The organism is Gordonia polyisoprenivorans, from assembly GCF_017654315.1.
Classification (GTDB): domain Bacteria; phylum Actinomycetota; class Actinomycetes; order Mycobacteriales; family Mycobacteriaceae; genus Gordonia; species Gordonia polyisoprenivorans_A.
On record NZ_CP072203.1, the window covers coordinates 3048954 to 3066112 of the forward strand.

Here is a 17159-nt window from a genome sequence, read left to right on the forward strand (position 1 = left end):
ATGATCCGGGTGCTCGTGGTCGAGGACGACCAGGTGATCGCCGCCGCGCATGTCGACTTCCTGTCGCGCATCGGCGGATTCGACGTCGTCGCGCATGCAGCCACCGCGCAGGAGGCCCTGCGCCGGGCCACCGCGGCCGCCGACGGCGCTCACCCCGTCGACCTCGTCCTGCTCGATCTCGGCCTGCCCGACGCGAGTGGCATCTCGCTGGCCTCGGCATTGTCGGGCATCGTTCCGTCCCCCGACATCATTGCGATCACCGCGCAGCGAGACCTGGATTCGGTTCGAAGCGCGATGGCCCACGGGGTGCTGCTCTATCTCATCAAGCCGTTCACCTTCGCGGCATTCGGTGAGAAGATCCGGCAGTACCTGAGCTATCGCGAGGCGCTGACCGGTGGGGGAGACGCGGTGAGTCAACGCGACATCGATCGTGCGCTGGCGAACCTGCGCACCGCCGACACCCGGCGTACCGCCGCGAAGGGTCGTTCCCCGGACACCGAGGACGCCGTCGGGCGTGCCATCCGCGACAGCGGTGACGGTCTGACCGCCTCGGAGGTCGCCGGCGCGATCGGTAGCTCCCGGGTGACGGCCTGGCGCTACCTCGAACGTCTCGCCGACGACGGTACGGTCGACCGGTTCACCGAGTACGGCAACACCGGCCGACCGCAGATCCGCTACGTGTGGCGGGCGCGCTGAGCATTCGGCCGCCCGCCACGACGGTCAGCGCGTGGCGTCGAACGCCCGGGCGCGCAGTGAACGTTCCACTCCCGCACGGCCTTCGACGATGAGACGCTTGAGCGCGGCGGGATGGTCGGCGGCCAGGAACTCATCGGCGGCGGCGAGACCGGCCTCACTGATCTCCCACGACGGGTAGAGCCCGACCACCACCGTCTGGGCGACCTCGCTCGAGCGCCGCGACCACACACCGGGCACGGCGTCGAAGAACTTCGCGACGTACTCGCCCAGCAGTGCACCCTGACCGGGGCGGGCGAAGCCGGCGACGACGGAACGGGTGAAGATGTTCGAGGCCGAATCGTCGTCGACGGCCTGAGCCCAGGCATCGGCCTTCGCCTGCGCGAGTGGGCGGGCGGCACGGGCCGTCGCGGCCTGCCGGGCACCGGCGGCGGTGTTGTCGCGCTCGGCCTCGGCATCGATGACCGGGGTCGAGCCGGGGTCGGTGTCGATGGCGCCCGCGGTGGCCAGTGCGATCACCAGCCGCCACCGCAGATCGGTGTCGACGGTGAGCCCGGACAGCCCGTGCGACGCCGGGTCGTCACCGTCGAGCAGGCCCTTGGCCACGCCGACCTGATCGTCGTCGAGAGCGCCGGCCAACAGGGTGTTGACGAAGGCCAGCTGGTGATCCGAGCCGGGTTCGGCGGCGCGGGCGAGTTCGAGTAGTCGCGCCGAGAAGCCGGGACGCCCGGTCTGCTCGGCCCACGTCGGGTCGGCGTAGGACTCGATGGCGGTGGTGGCCTGCAACAGAACTCGCTGGACCACCCCGATCTCGGTTTCCGCGACGATCCCGCGCTCGACCAACTCGACGAAGTCGCGGGCGGCCATCTCGGCCTGACGGGTCATCTCCCACGCCGCCGACCACACCAGGGTGCGTGGCATCGAATCGCTGATGTCGCCGATCCGTGTGGTCGCGGTCGACAACGAGTCGGGGTCGAGCCGCACCGAGGCGTAGGTGAGGTCGTCGTCGTTGATCAGGATCAGCTTGCCGCGGTGGACGCCGAGCAGATCGGCGACGTCGGTGCGTTCGCCCTCGACGTCGAGTTCGACGCTGTGCGTACGGGTCAACGCGCCCGAGTCGCCGTCGTCATAGATGCCGACCCGCAGCCGGTGCACCCTCGTCCCGCCCACCTTTGACGAGTTGTCGGCGCCACCGGCACCCGGGACCGCCCCGTCCTGCACGATGGTGAACCGGGTGAATGCGCCCGAGTCGTCGAGCTCGAAGTCCGGGCGCAACACGTTGATGCCGGTGGTCTTGAGCCACTGCCCACCCCAGTCGGACAAGTCGCGGCCCGAGGACTTCTCCAGTGCGGCAAGAAGATCGGAGAACGTCGCGTTACCGAAGCGGTGCGCGGAGAAGTAATCGCGGAGACCGGCGAGGAAGTCCTCGAGGCCGACGTAGGCGACGAGTTGTTTGAGCACCGACGCGCCCTTGGCGTAGGTGATGCCGTCGAAGTTCACCTCGACCGCGGCGATGTCGGGGATGTCGGCGGCCACCGGATGTGTCGAGGGCAGCTGATCCTGCCGGTAGGCCCACGACTTCTCGACGTTGGCGAAGGTGGTCCAGGCGCTGGTGTACTCGGTCGCCTCCGCCTGGCACAGCACCGAGGCGAAGGTGGCGAAGGATTCGTTGAGCCACAGGTCATCCCACCACTTCATGGTGACGAGATCGCCGAACCACATGTGGGCCATCTCGTGCAGGACGGTCTCGGCCCGGCGCTCGTAGAGATAGTTGGTGACGCGGGACCGGAAGACGTAGTCCTCCAGGAAGGTCACCGCCCCGGCGTTCTCCATGGCGCCCGCGTTGAACTCCGGAACGAAGAGCTGATCGTACTTGCCGAAGGCGTAGGGGATGCCGAAGTTCTTGTGGTAAAACGCGAATCCCTGCTTGGTCTCGGTGAACAACCGGTCGGCGTCCATGAACTCAGCCAGCGAGGCCCGGCAGTAGATCCCCAGGGGGATGGTGCCGTGCTCGTCGGTGTAGGAGTCGGTCCATTCGGTGTAGGGACCGGCGATCAGGGCCACGAGGTAGGTGCTCATCGTCGGCGTCTCGCGGAAGCGGTGCACGCCGGGTTCGGCGGCCACGGTGTTGGCCACGGGCGCGTTGGAGATCACCTTCCAATCGGTGGGCGCGGTGACCGTCAGCGTGTAGGTGGCCTTGAGGTCGGGCTGATCGAAACACGCGAACATCCGCTTGGCATCGGCGGTTTCGAACTGCGAGTACAGGTAGACCGAGTCGTCGGTGGGGTCGACGAAACGGTGGAGGCCCTCGCCGGTGTTCGAGTAGGCGCAGTCGGCCACCACGGTCAGGGTGTTCTCGGCGGCCAGACCGGTCAATTCGATGCCGATGGACTCGTCGAAGCCGGTGACGTCGAGCTCGGTGCCGTTGAGCGTCGCCGAGTGCAGGGTCGGCGCAACGAGATCGATGACGGTCGATGCGCCCTGCGTGGCGGTGAAGGTCACCGTCGTCGTGGAGGCGAAGGTGGTGGCGCCCGGAGCGCCGTTGCCGTCGGTGAGATCGAGCTCGATGGCGTAGTGGGACACGTCGACGGTGGCGGCGCGCTCGCGGGCCTGATCACGGGTGAGATTCGGGGCAGTCACAGCGGCCAGCTTAGTGCTCGGCGGCGATCGGGGGTGCCGACGCGACGCCGGGAGCGCAGGATCGAATGGAATGGGCACGGCCGCGGACGGGTTGAGTGGGCCGAGTTCGCCGCGCACCCGGTGACAGCAGATCGGTGCCCGGGAATCGTCGAGAAGAAGGGAAGACGTATGTCGAAGGATCGTGTGGATTTCTGGTTCGACCCGCTGTGCCCGTGGTGTTGGATCACCTCGCGGTGGATCCTCGAGGTCGAGAAGGTGCGTGACATCGAGGTGAATTTCCACATCATGAGCCTGGCGGTGCTCAACGAGGGGCGCGACATCCCCGACAGCTATCGCGAGGGCCTCAAACAGGCGTGGAAGCCGGTCCGTGTGATCGCCGCCGCGGCCGCGGCGAAGGATGAGTCGATCCTCGCGCCCCTCTACACCGCGATGGGTACCCGTATCCACAACGGACAGAACAAGGATTTCGACGTGGTGATCGCCGAGTCGCTCGCCGAACTCGATCTCGATCCGACACTGGCCGAGGCCGCCGACTCCACCGAGTTCGACGAGGCGATCCGCGAGAGCCATCACCGCGGGATGGACAAGGTCGGCGACGACGTCGGCACGCCGACCATCCACATCAATGATGTGGCCTTCTTCGGTCCCGTGCTCTCGCGCATCCCGCGCGGTGAGACCGCGGGCACGGTGTGGGACGGTGCGGTGGCACTGTCGTCCTATCCACACTTCTTCGAGCTCAAGCGCTCTCGCAACGAGGACCCCGAGTTCGACTGACCGCCCTGGAGTGCACCCCGCCCCGACGACCGCCCCCGGTCGCCGGGGCGGAGTCGTTCGGGGGTGACCCATGTGACGACCACTGTCGGGTCGTCACCCGGCACCGGAATCGCGGGTGGGCGGGATCTATAGTGAGGCTCATGCGCGTATACGTGGGTGGAGATCATGCCGGCTTCGAACTCAAGGCGGCCATCGCCGAACATCTGCGGTCCAACGGTCATGAGGTGATCGACTGCGGAGCACACGTCTACGACGCCGCCGACGATTACCCGGCATTCTGCATTGCCGCAGCGGAGAAGGTGGTGGCCGACCCGGGCAGCCTCGGAATCGTGCTCGGCGGCAGCGGAAACGGCGAACAGATCGCCGCGAACAAGGTGCCCGGTGCACGGTGTGCCCTGGCGTGGAGCGTCGAGACCGCCCAGCTCGCTCGCCAGCACAACAACGCGCAGCTGATGGGGATCGGCGGACGGATGCACACCACCGAGGAAGCGCTCGAGATCGTCGACGCCTTCCTGGCGGCCAAGTGGTCGGACGAACCGCGCCACCAGCGTCGGATCGACATCCTCTCGGAGTTCGAGAAGACCGGTGTGGCACCGGCCGTCCCCGAGTCCTGAGCTCCCGGCGGCGGCGATGTCGGCGAGATCGGTGACGTCGCCGGTGATGGTCGATGCCTGAGGGTCATACCCTGCACCGCCTTGCCCGGCGTCAACAGAAGCTCTTCGGTGGTCAGCGGGTGCGGGTGTCGAGCCCGCAGGGGCGTTTCGCCGAGGGCGCCGCGGTGGTCGACGGCATGGAGTTCCATCGCGCGCAGGCGTGGGGCAAACACCTGATCCAGCGCTACCGCGACGGCAAGCGGACCCAACTGCTGCACGTCCACCTCGGGCTCTACGGTTCCTTCACCGAACTCGCGGTGCCGATGGGGGAGCCCGTCGGACAGATCCGGATGCGGATCGTCGGAGACGAGGTGGGCACCGACTTGCGCGGGCCGACCGCCTGCGAGTTGTATACGCCGGCCGACCTCGAGGACCTCGTCGCGCGGCTCGGCCCGGACCCACTTCGGTCCGACGCCGACCCGGAGCGCGCATGGCAGGCGATCCACCGTTCGTCACGCCCGGTCGCCGCGCTGCTGATGGATCAGAAGGTGATGGCCGGCGTCGGTAACGTCTATCGCGCCGAGGTCCTGTTCCGTGCACGACTCGACCCGATGCGGGCCGGGCGCGCCGTCGATCGGGAGACCTTCGACGAGCTGTGGGCCGATCTCGTCGGCCTCATGCGAATCGGCGTGCGGCGCGGGCGAATTCACGTGATTCGGCCGGAGGACGACCACGGACCGGGGTCATACGCCCCGGATCGGCCACGCACCTACGTCTATCGGCGCACCGGTGAACCCTGCCGGATCTGCCGGACCCCGATCGCGACCACCGAACTCGTGGGACGAAACCTGTACTGGTGTCCCAACTGTCAGCACTGACGATCGCGCCTACTGCGTCGGGGTGGTGAAAGTGAGTGAAGGTCAGCGAGTTTCGTGGCGCTGGGCCATGACGAGCAACTCGTCGCGCTGGGCTCCGGACGACATCAGGACGATGCGCTCGTAGAGCCGACGGTGGTTGTGGCCGGAGGGGAGAAAACGTTCACGCAGACGTGCGAACGACATGGGTACCGCTTCTTTCGTACTTCTCGGGGATGATGATCGTCGACGGTTCACGACCGTGTTCGACCCCATCCATTGTTCGCGTTACATCTGTGTTACGCAACCGAACCCCGGGTGATCCTGGGCACCCTCGTCACGTCGGTGACCAGGCATCACACCGTATTGTTCCGACTCTCATCCGACCCTCAGCCGACTGTCCGGCACCTCTCATCGACAGTCGCGAGGATGGAGTCATGACAGCCCATGCTGATCCGGCGCGCGCGGTGACGGTCCTGGTGGTCGGCGGAACCGGAGAGTCCCACGACGGTGACACGCGCACCGAGGTCACCGGGTTGCTGGCGGGTGTCACCGACGCCCTCGACGACCGGTTTGACGCGCGATGGGTGGGCTATCCCGCGAGTTATGGTCCGGCACCGCATCTTTCGGGGATCAGCTACGCCGACAGTGTTGCCGCCGGGCAGCGCGCGCTGGCCGCGGCGCTCCATGCCGTTGCCGGGCCGGTGATGATCATCGGATACTCGCAGGGGGCGGTGGTGATCCGTCGACTGTTGGCCGACCTCGACGCATGTGCCGACACACGTGCGCTGAACCGTGTCGTGGCGGTCGGATTCGTCGCCGACCCCCATCAACCGCCCGGTGTGGTCGCGGGTTGCGACGGGTGGGGAGTGGCCGGACCGGGCCCGGCGATCCCCCAGCGCATCCCGGTGTGGTGGGTCGGCGCCCCCGAGGACATGATCTGCAACGCATCGCGGGATTCGTTCGTCCGCGACATCGCCGATCTCACCGACACCCTCACCTTCGCCGCGCCTCGGCGCTGGCTGTCGCAGACATGGAAGGTGGTGCGTTCCAACTCCTTCCAGAACGCCCGGGCGACCTCGGTGCGTCCGGCGCAATGGCTGCGCGACGTCGAACGGCTGGGTTCGGCATGGCGCGAGGTCCGCGGCTACCTTCCCGGTGTCATCGCCTGGCGCGGCATGGTCATTCGCAATCGGGCCGGCGGCAGACACACCGCCTACCACGATGAGCCCTACCGGCGGGACTCGGTGACCGATCCGCTGACCACCGGTTGTCAGGCGCTGGCCCAATGGATGCAGGTGCAGGCCACCTTCACCCTGGGCCCGGCCGAGCTGGCGGCCTGAGGTCCGCCGCTCGAGTCGTGGGATCTGGCGACCTGGGTGACACTTGTCCGGGCGGTACCGATCACCTGCGGTGATCGCTACACCGCCGAGCCACGGACACATCGAGCGAAGGATCCACGGTGGATCATTACGACATCGTCGTCATCGGGTCAGGACCGGCAGGTCAGAAAGCAGCCATCGCGGCGGCCAAACTCGGCAAGCGCGCCGCGATCGTCGAACGCAAACACATGATGGGCGGCGTGTGCATCAACACCGGCACCATCCCGTCGAAAACCCTCCGCGAGGCCGTGCTCTACCTGACCGGCCTGAATCAGCGTGAGCTCTACGGGCAGTCCTATCGACTCAAGTCCGACATCACCGTGGCCGACCTCACCGCGCGGACGATGCACGTCGTCGGCAAGGAGATCGACGTCATCCAGAGTCAGCTGGCCCGCAACGGCGTCGCCACGCTCATCGGCAGCGCGACCTTCACCGGCCCGCACGAGATCGCGATCGAGGATGCCACCGGAGACCTCAAACACGTATCCGCCGACCACTTCGTCGTCGCGGTCGGCACCCGCCCGGCGCGGCCGTCGTCGGTCGACTTCGACGGGGAGACCGTCGTCGACTCCGATCAGATCCTCGAACTCGACCGCGTCCCGGGATCGATGGTCGTGGTCGGTGCAGGGGTGATCGGCATCGAATACGCGTCGATGTTCGCGGCACTGGGCACCAAGGTCACCGTGATCGAGCAGCGGCCGGCCATGCTCGACTTCTGTGACCGGGAGATCGTCGAGGCCCTGCAGTATCAGCTCCGGGAACGTGGCGTCACCTTCCGTTTCGGCGAGCATGTCCGCACCGTCGAGACCCACCCCTCCGGGACCCTGACCATCCTGGAATCGGGAAAGCAGATCCCGGCCGACACCGTCCTGTATTCCGCAGGGCGTCAAGGTGTTTCCGATGAGCTCGCCGTCGAGGCCGCGGGCCTCACCGCCGACAACCGTGGGCGGCTGAAGGTCGACGAGCATTTCCGCACCGAGGTCGGGCACATCTATGCCGTCGGCGACATCATCGGATTCCCGGCGCTGGCGGCCACCTCGATGGAGCAGGGACGCCGCGCGGCGTATCACGCCTTCGGCGAGCCGGTCGGGCACACCCCGACCGACCTGCAACCCATCGGGATCTACGCGATCCCCGAGATCAGCTTCGTCGGCCGGACCGAGGATCAACTGACCACCGACAACATCCCGTTCGAGGTGGGGGTGGCCCGGTACCGCGAGCTCGCACGCGGGGCGATCATGGGTGACTCCTACGGCTTGCTCAAGCTTCTCGTGCACGCCGAGGACCGCACGCTGCTCGGCGTCCACGCCTTCGGGTCGAACGCCGCCGAACTGGTCCACATCGGCCAGACCGTGATGGGCCTCGGCGGCACCGTCGACTACCTCGTCGACGCGGTGTTCAACTATCCGACGCTCGCCGAGGGCTACAAGGTGGCCGCACTCGACGCGTCGAACAAGATGCGTGCGATCGCATGGGTGCGCGCGGAGGGCCGTTCCCTCGATCTCGATGTGTCGGCGCCGGTGGCCTGACCTCGCTCATGAGTCCCGACGAACGATGAAGGGCCGGCCCAGATGGGCCGGCCCTTCATCGGTACCAAGACGGGTGGGTGATCAGTCGCCGGTGTACTGACCGCCGACGGTGCCACGGACCACGATCGGGGTGCCGCGACCGATGGTGTCGTAGACCCACTTGCCGTTCTCGGTGCTCACGTTGATGCAGCCATGGCTGACGTTGCTGTGGCCCTGCTGCTCGAGCGACCACGGAGCGGCGTGGATGAAGATGCCGTCCCAGGACATGCGGGTCGCGTACTCGACATAGGTGCGGTAACCACCGGGCGAGTCGACGGGTACGCCGTAGGTGGAGGAGTCCATGTACATGTCACGGTACTTCTCCTTGGTGTGGTAGACGCCGTTCGGAGTCGGGTGGGCATCGGAGCCCATCGAGATCGGCATCGACTTGACGAAGGTGCCGTCCTTCCACCAGTAGATGGTGTGCGTCGAATCCTCGGCGAGGGCAACCCAACCGGTCGGGGTCGAGACCTTCGGTTCCGCGGGCACTCCGGGGGTTTCCGGGGTGGTGGTCGTCGGAGGCGGGGTGGTTGTCGACGGCGGTGCGGCCGGCGGGGTCGGCAGACCCGGGATCGACGGGATCTCGACCGGCGGGAGCCCGGGGATGACCGTGACGGGGGCGGCCTGCGCCATGCCCGGCAGCGCAAGGGCCATGGCGATCACGCCGAGGACGATGGCCACGAGGCGGCTCGTGCCGCGACGACGGCGAGGTGAGTTGGTGGTGTTCAGCACGGAAGTGGAAACCTTTGCTTGTGGGACATCCGGGCGCTCCCCCGGGGCGCAGGCACCATCGTTACACAACTGTTGCCATGGGGCCAAAGGGCATTGGGCGATCGAGCGACGTCACCGTCGTGTAGTTGCGATGCGGCATCTGGAAACCGGAGGTGAGGGCGCCGGAAACGCCGGCTGTGATTGCGGTCACATCAGTCGGCGCGTGTCCCCACCTTGTGCGACCTCAACAGGTGCTGGGAGCCGGCAATCCGGCGAACCGGTCACCGAGATAGTCGAAAGCGGGCAGCAGTCCGATGACCGCCGCCGACATGTGATCGGGTGACGGCGTGGAGAACTGCTGCACACGGGTTCCGGCCCGGCAGTAGCGCCGCATCGTCTGATCGATCGAGGCCACCGGGATCAACACGTCGGTCGGGCTGTGCCACTCGAAGATCGGGGTCTTGGCCACACCCGGATAGAACGCGAGGCTGTTGTCCTGGACGACGCGGCGTGCTGTCGGGTCCTCGAAGATCTGCTCACCGCCCACCGACACCTGCTTGGCCGAGTGACCCGCGCCGAGGCGCAGGATGTCGTTGGTGCAGGCATTGCGCATCTCGGAATACATCTGCTTCCCGAGCGGTGACAGGAATTTCATCATCGGAATCTGCTGCGGATACTCGCGGGAGAGGCCTATCGCCGCGGCGAAGGCCAGGCCGAAGGCGGGATGCGGATTGTTGTACCCCAGGCCCTCGGCCATCTTGATCAGATCCATCGGGACGCCGCCGTACGCTGCGCCGACGATGTTCAGCTCCGGTGCATAGGTCGGTGCCAGCGCAGCGGCCCACGCGGTTGCCATGCCGCCGCCGGAGTAGCCCGCCATCGCCACCTTGCTCTTGGCGACCTGGGCGGGTCCGAACCGTTGCACGGCGCGGGTGGCGTCGAGGGCGATCTGACCGCCCAGTCGGGCCGCCCCGTAGGCACTACGCGGGCCCAGGTGATCGGGGGTCGAGACCGTCCACCCACGTTGGAGCGCACCGTTGAGGCCCGGGGCCTCCCGGATGGTGAGGTTCGGGTCGGTGGTCCACAGGGCCTGCGACGGCGCGCATTCGAGTCCCACCGCGTTGATGATGTGCTGAAACGACAACAATGGTCCGTTGGCCTGCTTGTGGATCGGGACCAGCAGGGTGGTGACCGCAGCGATCGGCTTGCCCTGGCTGTCGGACGAGCGGAACTTCAGCTGGTAGGTCCGCACGTCGAAGAATCCGGGCGGAGTGGTCCGCGGGCGCACCGCGAGGATGTCGCCGTCGCGATGCGAGGCGATGTCGGCGGGCTGGGAATAGAAGGAGTCGGGCAACGGGGTGGGGAGTGCGACGTCGTCGGCGTGGGCGGGTCCGGCGCCGAGCCAGCCACTCGACACCGTCACGCTGGTCACTGCGGTCGCCACGACGGCGAGGGCCAGGTGGCGTACCCGTGCGGCCGGGGACATCCCGGTGCGCGGCATGCTCGATCGACGAGATCCGAACAGCGGGTTGGGGCGAGTGGTCGCACGCGCGCGACCACCACCGAGAGAGAAGAGCACGAATCCCCCATCGAGGTCCTGGTTCGAAGACCTGTGGCGCCGACGGCCACACCGGTCATGTCCCCCGACAGGCTTCACAATCTGACGGGGGTCGCATGGGGTGTCAACTGGAACGGATGACCAGGTGTGACGGGGGTTACCCGCGAGTTCGCGGGCGGAGGGTCAGGCGGGCTGGAGATGCTCGGTGTGCAGGTGACGTGCCGGCTCGGAGCAGGCTTCGTCACGGCACACGAGCATGGTGTCGACCCGCCGATTTCCGCCGGTGGTCTCGGTGACGTCCTTGCGGACGTGGAGATTCGCCCCGCACGAGGGGCACTTGCGCTGACTCTTGACGTGACTGGAGGACATGGTCCCAGGCTACGCGCGATGTGGCGAAGATCACATGCTCGTGGGGCCGCGGGTTGCGGCGAGATCAGTCGACGGAGAGTGCCCGGACGGTTCCGCCGCGCGCGGGGATCATCGTGACATTGCGGTAGCGGGGAGGTTCCGACGGGCGGTCATGGGTCTCCAGTTCAACCCTTCGCAGGATGTCGCCCACGACGATCTGGAGCTCGGTCATCGCCAGATGGGCGCCGAGGCAGCGACGGTTGCCGCCGCCGAAGGGCAGCAGTGTCATCGGATCGGTCCGAGTGCCGACGAACCGGTCCGGCCGGAAGTCGAAGGGATGCGGATAGAGGTCGTCGCGGTGGTGCAGGAGCACCGTGCTCACCAGCACGATGTCTCCGGGCTCGCCGCGATGGGTGCCGAATCGCCACGGGCGCTTCAATTCCCGTGCGACCGACGGAATCACCGGGCGGCACCGCATCGTCTCGGTGATCACCGTGCCCACGAACTCGGCGTCGTCCTCGGCTGCGGCTCGGCGGGCCTGTGCGTACACCTCGGGGTGACGGGTGAGGCGTTCGAATGCCCAGGCGATCGTGGTGGCCGTGGTCTCATGACCGGCGAGCAGCAGTGACACGAGTTCGTCGCGGATCTCGCTGTCGGACAACGGGAGTCCGTCGGTGGCGCGCGCCGCGAGCAACGCCGACATCACGTCGTCGGCGGTGTGACGGCCGGCCCGCCGCTCGGCGATCACCGCAGCGATCGCCGCATCCAGATGCCGAACACCCCGGGCGAGCAGGCCGACGGGCTCGGGATGCGAGGCGTTGAGCAATTGCGCCACGGTACCGACCGTCGACGACGACCAGCGAAGGAAGCGCCGGGTGGCGTCGCGGAGGTGTCGTTCGGCGGTGGTTGCGGCGTCGGGAACACCGTCGCTGAGGACACCGTCGGGGGCATGGATGCCGAAGATCACGGCCATGATGACGTCGAGGGTGATCGCCTGGGCGATGCGATCGACCCGAACTCGACGACGGGCCGGCCAGCGATCGAGATGCGCCGCCGACGCCCGGCGGATCACGTCTGCGCACTGCGCCACCGATGCGCGATGAAAAGACGGCAGCAGCGCGGCCCGTTGTCTGCGGTGTTACTCGGCGACGGTGGTGAGCACCGAGTCAGGGCCCACGATCGGGCGCAACGGTGACAGCCGCGTCGCCGAGGGCGCGATGGCCGGGTCGGCCGTCAGTACCGAGCGGACGTGTGCGGGATCGGAGATCACCACCAACCGTCCGGGGGCGCCGGGCAGATCGTAGGCGAGCACGTCGCCGCATCGCGCCGCGTCGGCGAACACGACGTCGCCCTCACGGCGGGCGAACCGGAGCGCGTTGCGGACCGTTGCGCTGCGGGGCATCGGCGGCGCCGAGAGGGCGTCGGCTTCCGACGCGCTCAACGGCCCTGCCTCGGCGCAGGTCGATACCAACCCCGACGCCGCGTCGGGGGCGGCGTCGAACCACCGCTCGGTGATCGTGGGGCGCTGCCCGGTCGATGCGGTCATGCGCACATCCCCGCCGGTCGGGTCGCACCGAGCAGCCGTGGCATCGGCGAGGTCCGGGTCACGCGGAGCGCTGCACCCACCCGCGTCGGTCGGTGTGCCGGGCGGGTGCGGTTCTCTCGTGCGGCATAGGCGATGTCGGTCTCGCGGCCACGGAAGTTCATGTCATCCGGGCTGTGCAGGAGCCAGAAGAGGGTGATGAGGGTGGCGACGGTGATCAGCAGGATCAGCATGGGGTACTCCTCGTCCGATGAAACCCGGTCAATCCGGATACCACTCACGCTATGGAGATCGAATTGCCTGGTCAGCGCCCCGCGGGCGGATCTTTGCCGACCTACCCGGGGAGGAGGCGACCTCCGACCGTGGGTGGATGTGCAAACGCCGCGGCGGCGATAGGCTGGGTGAATGCGCTGGTTGGAGGCCCACTACCGGCACGCCCTGGTGATGTTCGGGTTCGACTACCCGACGAGTTACATGCTCATCTCCGACCTCGGGGTGTTCACGCTCGCCGTCGCCGCGGTCGTGCAGCGTGTGGTCGTCGGTCTCTCCGGCACCCAGTGGATTCCGATGGTGGTGGCGGTGGCGCTGGCACTGGGACCGCACCTCGCGTGCTTGTACGGCGGCTGGCAGCCCGTCATCCTCCGCTGGAAGCCGTGGATTCTCGGTCTGCCCGCATTCACGCTGGCGGCAGTGGTGTGCTTCTGGCAGGTTCCCGTGGAGGTCGACGTCGCCACCCTGTTGCTTCCGCTGTGCGCGACCCTCACCGCCGCGGTGGCCACCCGACGGGAGGCGATCATCTCGACCATCGCCCTGTCGGTGACCGCGGTCGGCGGCGGGCTGGCCGGGGTCATCGCCCAGGCGTGGTTGTTCGTGCTCATGGTCGGCTTCGGCGGTGTGGTCGGCTACCTGCTACAGAAACAGCTACTCCTGCTGCACGCGGAACGACGCGCCCAGGAGCAGCAGATGGCACTCGATCGCGCGGAGATCGCCGGCGAGGTGCACGACGTCCTCGCGCACTCCTTGAGCATCATGATGCTCAACGTCACCGCCGCGCGGCGGGCGCTTCAGGAACACGACGACGTCGCCGATGCCGTCGAGGCCCTCGTCGACGCCGAGCAGGTGGGTCGCGCAACGATGCAGGACGTGCGACGCACGGTCGAACTGTTACGCACCTCCGACGCCGAGTCGTCGGCCCCGCAGCCGGGTTTCGCCGATCTCGCCGACCTCGTCGACGGATTCCGCAGGGCCGGAGTCGATCTCGACGCCGAGATCGTCGGGAATGCCGAAACGATCACCGGCGGAACCGGACTGGCCGTCTATCGCGTCGTTCAGGAATCGTTGTCCAACGCTGCGCGCCACGCACCCCGCGGCACAGTCACTGTTCGGGTGGGCCCGGAGCCCGGCAGCGCGCTCGTGGTGTGTGTCCGCAACCCGGTGAGCGCCGACGCGCGTCGTGCGCTCGGCGGCTCCGGGCTCTCGGGAATGGCCTCGCGGGTCGAGAACTGCGGAGGCGCCTTCGCGGCGGGAGTGGTCGACGGACACTGGTGTGTGGATGCCCGTTTCCCGATGGTGGCGGTCGCAGGCCCCGGCGCACACGCCGTCGATGCGGCTGATGGCCCGCGAGAATCGGACGGGACACGGCTTCCCCCAACGACTTTCGTATCGGTGCCGGTGACCCGAACGGACGGCTCACCGGTGACCGGGCCGCTGTGATGACCCGGGTTGCCCTGGTCGACGACCAGGACCTGGTGCGGGCGGGGCTGCGACGCATCCTGCGGCCGCGAGACGGCTTCGAGGTGGTCGCCGAATGCTCCGATGGCGACGAGGTGGCCGAGATGGTCGTCCGGCATCGACCCGACGTGGTCGTGATGGATCTCCGGATGCGCAGGGTCGGGGGAGTGGAGGCAACCCGACGCCTCCGCGACGATCTCGGCGGAGCCCATGAGCCGCCGCCGGTGCTGGTTCTCACCACCTTCCGCGACGAGCAACTGCTGTCCGGGGCATTGCGGGCCGGTGCGGCGGGATTCGTGCTCAAGGATTCGCCGGCCGAGGAACTCATCCGGGCGGTACGGCTCGTGGCGCAGGGTGAGGCCGTCCTCGACCCCGCGGTGACCGCGCACGTCCTCGACACCTATCGCAGTGCGCCCGGACCGACCATGCCGCAGACGGCCCCCGACGGTCTGACCTCGCGGGAGCTGACCGTTCTCGGCCTCATCGGTCGGGGGCTCACCAACGACGAGATCGCCGCGGAACTCGTGATCTCGTTGGTGACCGTGAAGAGCCACATCGGCAAGATCTTCACCAAACTCGGCGTCCGCGACCGCGCCGCGGCAGTGGTCTACGCCTTCGACCATGGGATCGTCGAGCCCCGCCGGTGACGTGCGAGACCGGGGAGGCGTGAGACCGGGTGGGTCACGAGACGCGGAGAGCCCGGCACATGCCTCGTGCCGGGCTCTCGTCGATGCGAGCGGGTGACGGGAATCGAACCCGCGTAGCTAGTTTGGAAGACTAGGGCTCTACCATTGAGCTACACCCGCGTGCCCCGTCAGCGTTGGTCGCCGGTGTTGCCGGAACCCGCTGCGGTGCGCATGAGACTGTACCTGTTCGGTGTGCCCGAACCGAAATCGGCCCTCTGCGGCGAATCCGGGAGATCCTGCGCAGGGCGATCCGGGTGGCCGGGTTTCGTCTCGCGGTGGGCGACCCGTAAGATCGTCTGTCGGTCCTGTCCGCGCATCCCCACCCCGGTGGCGTTGCCGCGATGCGGGCGCCGGGATGTGGCGCAGCTTGGTAGCGCATCCGCTTTGGGAGCGGAGGGTCGCAGGTTCAAATCCTGTCATCCCGACTCTGTACCGACCGAACGACAGCAACGTCGTGGCCCGTCAGGACGGGCCACGACGCACATGACGTCCGCAACGCAAGAAATAGGAGCATTCGAAGCGTGAAGAGCACCGTCGAGCAGCTGAGCCCCACCCGGGTGAAGCTCAACGTGGAAGTACCGTTCGAGGAGCTCTCGGGCGATTTCGATCGGGCCTTCCGGTCCCTGGCCCAGCAGATCCGTATCCCCGGATTCCGTCCGGGCAAGGCGCCCGCCAAGCTGATCGAGGCCCGCGTCGGACGCGACTCGATCCTCGCGCAGGTCGTCAACGATGCGCTGCCGGGCAAGTACAGCCAGGCGGTCGCCGAGACCGACACCAAGGCGATCGGCCAGCCCGAGATCGATCTCGAGGAGCTCAAGTACGGCGAGACGATCACCTTCTCGGCCGAGGTCGACGTGCGTCCCGAGCTCGAGCTCCCGGACTTCTCGACCCTCTCGGTCGAGGTGCCCGCCGTCGTCGACGACGAGAACGCCGTCGACGAGCAGATCGAGCAACTGCGGAGCCGCTTCGGCACCCTTGCCGGCGTCGACCGCGCCGCCCAGGACGGCGACATGGTGTCCATCGACCTGGCGGCCAGTGTCGACGGCGAGGCCGTCGAGGAAGCCTCCACCGAGGGCCTCTCGCACGAGGTCGGTTCCGGTGACCTCGTCGACGGACTCGACGAAGCCCTCGTCGGACTCAAGGCCGGCGAGTCGAAGGTCTTCACCACCAAGCTCGTCGCCGGCGACCATGCCGGGGAAGAGGCGCAGGTGACGGTGACGGTCAACTCCGTCAAGGAGCGTGAGCTGCCCGAGCTCGACGACGAGTTCGCGCAGATGGCCAGCGAGTTCGACACCGTGGACGAACTGCGGACCTCGCTTGCCGAGCGTGTCGATCAGTCCAAGAAGCTCGAGCAGGCCAACCAGATCCGCGACGCCGTGGTCGAGGAACTCCTCGCCAAGGTCGACGTCCCGCTGCCGGAGAAGGTCGTCGAATCGCAGGTCGAGGCGCAGCTCGAGCAGGTACTGCACAGCATCGGTCACGACGAGGCGGTGTTCGCCCAGCTGCTCGAGGCGCAGGGCACCACGCGCGAGGCCTTCGAGGCCGAGGCCCGCGAGAGCGCGGAGAAGTCGGTGCGCACCGAGCTGCTGCTCGACGCGATCGCCGATCAGCTCGAGACGGTTGTCGGCCAGGACGAGCTGACCCAGCAGATCCTGTTCTCCGCACAGCGCTACGGGATCGCGCCGCAGGACTTCATCCAGCAACTGACGCAGGCCAACCAGCTCGGTGCCGTCTACGCCGACGTGCGCCGCAACAAGGCGCTCGGTGACATCATCCGGAAGTTCAGCGTCACCGACTCCGATGGCAACGCGATCGACCTCGCCGAGTTCTACGGTGAGGACGAGGCCGACGATGCAACCGCAGCCGACGATGCGGCCTCCGCGGATGACGTCGAGGGCGCCAAGGATGCCGACGCCAAGGACGCCGACGCCTGAGTTTCTTCATCACGAACAGCCGGATTCCAGCGATGGACTCCGGCTGTTCGCGTCTGACACGCCGGCGTGGGCCGTGTTCTGCTGTGAGCGAAGTACGGCGTCGCCGGGAGTGCCGGACGCGATGCATTGGTTAGTGTCGGTGAC

Annotated in this window: 15 protein-coding genes, 2 tRNA genes and 1 pseudogene; 10 read left to right on the forward strand and 8 right to left on the reverse strand. The window is 67.7% G+C overall.

All coding sequences use genetic code 11. The features are described from left to right. A complete protein-coding gene (locus J6U32_RS13730; protein ID WP_208790841.1) occupies nt 1–696 on the forward strand; it encodes a response regulator in 696 nt (231 codons plus the stop codon). Nucleotides 697–720: 24 nt separating this feature from the next. Here the strand turns inward: J6U32_RS13730 and pepN are convergent, their stop codons facing one another. Next, nucleotides 721–3333 carry an aminopeptidase N gene (gene pepN / locus J6U32_RS13735; protein WP_208790842.1) on the reverse strand — a complete coding sequence of 871 codons (2613 nt, stop codon included), beginning with the start codon at nt 3331–3333 and terminating at the stop codon, nt 721–723. Between the two features lie 168 nt (nt 3334–3501). Between pepN and J6U32_RS13740 the strand changes: the two genes are divergently transcribed. The 3 genes from J6U32_RS13740 (at nt 3502) to J6U32_RS13750 (ending at nt 5578) form a co-directional block, all read left to right on the forward strand. Beyond that, a complete protein-coding gene (locus J6U32_RS13740) occupies nt 3502–4107 on the forward strand; it encodes a DsbA family protein (protein ID WP_208790843.1) in 606 nt (201 codons plus the stop codon). A gap of 140 nt (nt 4108–4247) precedes the next feature. Continuing rightward, nucleotides 4248–4721 (forward strand): ribose-5-phosphate isomerase, encoded by a 474-nt coding sequence (locus J6U32_RS13745; protein ID WP_208790844.1) that lies wholly within the window; start codon nt 4248–4250, stop codon nt 4719–4721. A gap of 53 nt (nt 4722–4774) precedes the next feature. After that, nucleotides 4775–5578 (forward strand): Fpg/Nei family DNA glycosylase, encoded by an 804-nt coding sequence (locus tag J6U32_RS13750; protein WP_208790845.1) that lies wholly within the window; start codon nt 4775–4777, stop codon nt 5576–5578. 42 nt (nt 5579–5620) lie between these two features. Here J6U32_RS13750 and J6U32_RS13755 read toward each other — a convergent pair whose 3' ends face one another. After that, entirely contained in the window at nt 5621–5761 is a 141-nt protein-coding gene (locus J6U32_RS13755) for a hypothetical protein (RefSeq protein ID WP_208790846.1), read from the reverse strand. A gap of 230 nt (nt 5762–5991) precedes the next feature. Between J6U32_RS13755 and J6U32_RS13760 the strand changes: the two genes are divergently transcribed. Together J6U32_RS13760 and sthA are read left to right on the forward strand one after the other, a co-directional pair. Continuing rightward, nucleotides 5992–6897 carry a PE-PPE domain-containing protein gene (locus J6U32_RS13760; protein ID WP_208790847.1) on the forward strand — a complete coding sequence of 302 codons (906 nt, stop codon included), beginning with the start codon at nt 5992–5994 and terminating at the stop codon, nt 6895–6897. 119 nt (nt 6898–7016) lie between these two features. Continuing rightward, the gene (gene sthA, locus J6U32_RS13765) at nt 7017–8465 is read left to right on the forward strand and encodes a Si-specific NAD(P)(+) transhydrogenase (RefSeq protein ID WP_208790848.1); all 1449 of its coding nucleotides are present in this window, start codon (nt 7017–7019) and stop codon (nt 8463–8465) included. A gap of 81 nt (nt 8466–8546) precedes the next feature. Here sthA and J6U32_RS13770 read toward each other — a convergent pair whose 3' ends face one another. The 5 genes and pseudogenes from J6U32_RS13770 to J6U32_RS13790 all read right to left on the reverse strand — a co-directional run bounded on the left by J6U32_RS13770 (nt 8547) and on the right by J6U32_RS13790 (nt 12897). Next, on the reverse strand, nt 8547–9236 hold the full coding sequence (locus tag J6U32_RS13770; protein WP_208790849.1) for a L,D-transpeptidase: 690 nt from the start codon (nt 9234–9236) through the stop codon (nt 8547–8549). 223 nt (nt 9237–9459) lie between these two features. Further along, on the reverse strand, nt 9460–10716 hold the full coding sequence (locus J6U32_RS13775) for a lipase family protein (protein WP_425324131.1): 1257 nt from the start codon (nt 10714–10716) through the stop codon (nt 9460–9462). Nucleotides 10717–10956: 240 nt separating this feature from the next. Beyond that, a complete protein-coding gene (locus J6U32_RS13780) occupies nt 10957–11142 on the reverse strand; it encodes a hypothetical protein (protein WP_035734553.1) in 186 nt (61 codons plus the stop codon). A 64-nt stretch (nt 11143–11206) separates the two neighbouring features. Then, nucleotides 11207–12667, reverse strand: a pseudogene (locus J6U32_RS13785) (cytochrome P450). Then, nucleotides 12664–12897, reverse strand: a complete 234-nt coding sequence (locus J6U32_RS13790; protein WP_208790851.1) for a hypothetical protein — start codon at nt 12895–12897, stop codon at nt 12664–12666. The pseudogene J6U32_RS13785 and the gene J6U32_RS13790 overlap by 4 nt, the downstream one beginning before the upstream one ends. Before the next feature lie 172 nt (nt 12898–13069). Here J6U32_RS13790 and J6U32_RS13795 point away from each other — a divergent pair, with 172 nt between their 5' ends. Next, on the forward strand, nt 13070–14377 hold the full coding sequence (locus J6U32_RS13795) for a sensor histidine kinase (protein WP_208790852.1): 1308 nt from the start codon (nt 13070–13072) through the stop codon (nt 14375–14377). Next, a complete protein-coding gene (locus J6U32_RS13800) occupies nt 14377–15042 on the forward strand; it encodes a response regulator transcription factor (protein WP_208790853.1) in 666 nt (221 codons plus the stop codon). Before J6U32_RS13795 ends, J6U32_RS13800 begins: the two co-directional genes overlap by 1 nt. Nucleotides 15043–15130: 88 nt before the next feature. On the opposite strand, the gene J6U32_RS13805 is transcribed toward J6U32_RS13800, so the two are convergent. Then, a tRNA-Gly gene (locus J6U32_RS13805) sits at nt 15131–15201 on the reverse strand. A 231-nt stretch (nt 15202–15432) separates the two neighbouring features. On the opposite strand from J6U32_RS13805, the gene J6U32_RS13810 reads away from it, so the two are divergent. Together J6U32_RS13810 and tig are read left to right on the forward strand one after the other, a co-directional pair. After that, a tRNA-Pro gene (locus J6U32_RS13810) sits at nt 15433–15506 on the forward strand. 96 nt (nt 15507–15602) lie between these two features. Next, complete coding sequence (tig, locus tag J6U32_RS13815; protein ID WP_208790854.1) at nt 15603–17015, forward strand: trigger factor; 1413 nt, start codon at nt 15603–15605, stop codon at nt 17013–17015. Nucleotides 17016–17159: the final 144 nt, after the last annotated feature.

What these genes read in the sequence shown, in the direction of transcription:
- J6U32_RS13740 (WP_208790843.1), top strand. Translation starts at nt 3,502, where the DNA reads ATGTCGAAGGATCGTGTGGATTTCTGGTTCGACCCGCTGTGCCCGTGG.
- J6U32_RS13790 (WP_208790851.1), bottom strand. Translation starts at nt 12,897, where the DNA reads ATGCTGATCCTGCTGATCACCGTCGCCACCCTCATCACCCTCTTCTGG.
- J6U32_RS13755 (WP_208790846.1), bottom strand. Translation starts at nt 5,761, where the DNA reads ATGTCGTTCGCACGTCTGCGTGAACGTTTTCTCCCCTCCGGCCACAAC.
- J6U32_RS13775 (WP_425324131.1), bottom strand. Translation starts at nt 10,716, where the DNA reads ATGCCGCGCACCGGGATGTCCCCGGCCGCACGGGTACGCCACCTGGCC.
- J6U32_RS13795 (WP_208790852.1), top strand. Translation starts at nt 13,070, where the DNA reads ATGCGCTGGTTGGAGGCCCACTACCGGCACGCCCTGGTGATGTTCGGG.
- J6U32_RS13760 (WP_208790847.1), top strand. Translation starts at nt 5,992, where the DNA reads ATGACAGCCCATGCTGATCCGGCGCGCGCGGTGACGGTCCTGGTGGTC.
- J6U32_RS13745 (WP_208790844.1), top strand. Translation starts at nt 4,248, where the DNA reads ATGCGCGTATACGTGGGTGGAGATCATGCCGGCTTCGAACTCAAGGCG.
- J6U32_RS13750 (WP_208790845.1), top strand. Translation starts at nt 4,775, where the DNA reads ATGCCTGAGGGTCATACCCTGCACCGCCTTGCCCGGCGTCAACAGAAG.
- J6U32_RS13800 (WP_208790853.1), top strand. Translation starts at nt 14,377, where the DNA reads ATGACCCGGGTTGCCCTGGTCGACGACCAGGACCTGGTGCGGGCGGGG.
- J6U32_RS13780 (WP_035734553.1), bottom strand. Translation starts at nt 11,142, where the DNA reads ATGTCCTCCAGTCACGTCAAGAGTCAGCGCAAGTGCCCCTCGTGCGGG.
- J6U32_RS13730 (WP_208790841.1), top strand. Translation starts at nt 1, where the DNA reads ATGATCCGGGTGCTCGTGGTCGAGGACGACCAGGTGATCGCCGCCGCG.